The 3,507-nt window shown below is 56.1% G+C and carries 3 protein-coding genes; all 3 read right to left on the bottom strand.

The genetic code is table 11. The annotated features are described in order from the left end of the window. On the bottom strand, positions 1-411 hold a 411-nt coding region (locus ABJQ89_RS06580; protein ID WP_348495470.1), incomplete at its 3' end, for an XdhC family protein. Continuing rightward, positions 401-2,731 (bottom strand): xanthine dehydrogenase molybdopterin binding subunit, encoded by a 2,331-nt coding sequence (gene xdhB / locus ABJQ89_RS06575; RefSeq protein ID WP_348495469.1) that lies wholly within the window; start codon positions 2,729-2,731, stop codon positions 401-403. The genes xdhB and ABJQ89_RS06580, both read right to left, overlap by 11 nt. Next, a partial coding sequence (locus tag ABJQ89_RS06570) for an FAD binding domain-containing protein (protein ID WP_348495468.1) occupies positions 2,728-3,507 on the bottom strand: 780 nt, incomplete at its 5' end. The genes ABJQ89_RS06570 and xdhB, both read right to left, overlap by 4 nt.

Genomic DNA, 3,507 nt, shown 5'->3' with positions numbered 1-3,507 from the left:
CGTTTTAATTTTGTGCCCCGTTGCACGCGCATCAGTTAATATACGGCGAACCTGAAGCGGCATGTCGCGGGGCTGACCCACGGAACGTGCGATCACCTCTTTATTCAGGCGTTCCAGATCGCGCGCCTCATAGACTTCGGTCAAAATCTGCACGGCGCCACCACAGCATTGCCCAAGCTCTGGCCCAAGCGCGTGATGCGTCAGGCTTTGCTTGTCGACGCTGAGTGCGCGGTTTGCCAATTCAAACTCTAGCGCGCCGCCACCAATGGTTCCGCTTTGTCCTGTGTCCCAGACGAGCATCGCAGCGCCAACGTCACGCGGTGATGACCCTTTCACATCTGCGATCACAACACGGGCGACGCGGCCATGCATCTGCACAGCCGAACGTAGTTGTTCTAACTCAAAGCCCATTGCGGACCTGTTCTACAGCTTTCAAAACCTGTTCAGGCGTGGCTGGCGCATCAAGCGCTGGGTAGCGTTCACCGCAGGCTGCAACCGCATCAGACATCGCCATGAAAGCAGATATCCCATGCATGAAAGGGGGCTCTCCAACGGCTTTGGATCGATATATCGTCGCTTCTGGGTTTTCGTTCTTCCAGAGCGCTACGTTGAAAACGTCAGGGCGGTCGGAACACGCGGGAATTTTATAGGTGGATGGCGCATGCGTGCGCAGTCGCCCTTTCGCATCCCAGACCAGTTCTTCCATTGTCAGCCAGCCCGCACCCTGCACATACGCGCCTTCAACCTGACCAACGTCCAATGCGGGGTTAAGCGAGGCCCCCGCATCATGGAGAATGTCGGTGCGCAAAATGCGATTCTCGCCTGTTAGTGTGTCGATCACCACTTCGCTCACAGAAGCACCATACGCGAAATAGAAGAAGGGTCGCCCGTCGCCCTTGATGCGATCCCAAGCAACTTTGGGTGTTTTGTAAAACCCCGTCGCAGAGAGCGAGATGCGGTTTTCGTAAGCCAAAGTAGCGACCTGAGCGAAACTCATGGTCTCTGTGCCCGCGGTAACGTTACCATCTTCAAAACTGACAGCATCTGGCGATACATCAAAACGCTCGGCCATGAATGCAGCCATACGCGCGCGGATCGTATCGCAGGCCGCTTTCACCGCCATGCCGTTCAGGTCCGTCCCAGATGAGGCTGCCGTTGCAGAGGTGTTGGGTACCTTGCCCGTGTCTGTCGCCGTGATCTTCACCGTGCTCACATCGACGCCAAATCGCGACGCGGCCACCTGCGCAACTTTTTGGAACAACCCTTGCCCCATTTCGGTGCCGCCGTGGTTCATATGGATGGAGCCATCGGAATAGACATGCACCAATGCGCCCGCCTGATTGAGATGCGTCAAGGTAAAGGAAATCCCAAATTTCACAGGCGTCAGCGCGATCCCCTTTTTCAAAATCTGGTTCGTGGCGTTCCATTCTGCAATCGCCTTGCGCCGCGCCTCATAATCAGAAGAAACGCGCAAAGATTCTGTCATTTCATGAAGGATGAAATCCTCAACCTCCATCCCATAAGGCGTGGTCTGCACCTTCACCTTTTCGGAAATATCCCCGCCGGAGGCATCGGCTTGCTCAATCGACATCGGCGCGTAATAATTCAGGCGCCGCACCTCTAACGGATCACGCCCAACTTCATGCGCTACATGATCCAAGACCCGTTCGATGCCAAGCATCCCTTGCGGCCCACCAAAGCCGCGATAGGCAGTCGCGCTTTGGGTGTTGGTCTTGAGGCGATGGCTCTCAATGCGGGCATGTTCCAGCAGATAGGCATTGTCCGAATGCAGCATTGCTCGGTCGGCCACTGGCAAGGATAAATCCTGCGCCCAACCGCATCGGGTGTACTGAACGAAATCAACACCGAGCAGTCGACCCTCATCATCAAACCCGACCTTATAGGCAATGCGGAAATCATGGCGCTTGCCCGTGATCGTCATGTCATCATCACGATCATATCGCATCTTGCACGGCTGACCCGTTTGTCGCGCCGCGATGGCACATGCGACGGCCAGCGCATTGCCTTGGCTTTCCTTGCCACCAAACCCACCACCCATACGGCGTACTTCAACGCGCACCGCGTTCATGAGCACGCCAAGCGCATGGGCGACCTTGTGCTGAATTTCTGTCGGATGCTGCGTTGAGCTATGCACCAGCATGTCGCCGCCTTCTTGCGGCAGCGCGAGCGCGGCTTGCCCTTCGAGATAGAAGTGCTCTTGCCCACCCATCTCAATCACACCCTCAGCTGTGCGGGGCGCATTTTTTAGGGCTTTCTCAGCGTCCCCTTTTTGGTAGATGCGCGGACCTTCTTCAAAACGGCTATCCGCAGCAAGTGCGTCTTCAATACTGAAAATCGCAGGCTTTTCTGTGTACTCAATTTTTGCCCGCCTCACCGCTTTGCGCGCCAGCAGATGCGAGGTCGCGACGACCAGAAAAATGGGCTGACCAACATAATGCACACTACCAGTCGCCAAAAGCGGTTCATCATGTGCGGCTGGGCTGACGTCGTTCTCAAAGGGTAGATCGTCTGCAAGCAGAACGGCAACCACGCCTTCGCTCGCACGAACGTTTGAAAGATCAACCGAGTCGATATCCCCATGCGCAACCGTGCTTTGACCAAAAGCCAGATGCAGGGCATCGCGCGGTGTCGGGATGTCATCGATATAGCGCGCTGTTCCCGTCACGTGGAGCTTGGCCGCATCATGGGGGAGTGGTTTGGAAACGCTCATGCCTGCACCTCCAACACAGAAACAGCATCGCCAGAAAAATCTGCGAAGTACCGGCGCAGCATGTTTTGCGCGCTGGCCATGCGATAGTCCGCCGAAGCGCGCATGTCGGTTAATGGCGTGAAATCCTCGGCCATTGCGTGCGCGGCTGCGTCGATCGTTGCGGTGGTCCAAGCGTTTCCAAGTAGGGCTGCTTCGGCCTTTGCCGCGCGCATGGGCGTGCCCGCCATACCGCCAAAGGCGATCCGTGCGTCGCTCACTTTGCTGTCTTTCACCTCAATATTGAAACACCCGCAGACTGCTGAAATGTCCTGATCAAAGCGTTTGGACAGCTTGTAGCAGCGCAATTGCGGCGCTTCTTTAGGGATGGTCACAGCTTCAACAAACTCACCCGCTTGGCGATCTTGCTTGCCATAGGCGATGAAGAAATCTTCGATGGGAACGTCGCGCTGCTCAGTGCCTTTTCGCAAATGAAGGGTCGCGTTCAATGCGATCAGGGCAGGCGGGTTGTCCCCAATTGGTGATCCATTGGCAATATTACCGCCGATGGTCGCGGCCTGCCTGACTTGCTCGGAGCCATAGCGCCTGATCATTTCAGCGTAGGAAGGATGGTAGATCGATAATGTTTCGTAAAGCCACGCCATGGTGACACCTGCACCAATCCTGATGGTATCACCCGACAGATCAAACCGGCGCAGGTCATCGCAGGCGTTTAAGAAAATCGGCATCTCGATATCTTGCAAGCCCTTGGTGACCCAAAGCCCAACGTCCGTCGCCCC

The sequence above is a fragment of the Planktotalea sp. genome, from assembly GCF_039984035.1.
In the GTDB taxonomy this organism is placed as follows: Bacteria; Pseudomonadota; Alphaproteobacteria; order Rhodobacterales; family Rhodobacteraceae; genus Planktotalea.
Note: the sequence above shows the minus strand (reverse complement) of the source record. Positions and strands in the feature narration are given on the sequence as shown.

Excerpts from the sequence above, each read along its gene's own strand:
- xdhB (WP_348495469.1), bottom strand. The coding sequence starts at position 2,731 with ATGAGCGTTTCCAAACCACTCCCCCATGATGCGGCCAAGCTCCACGTG.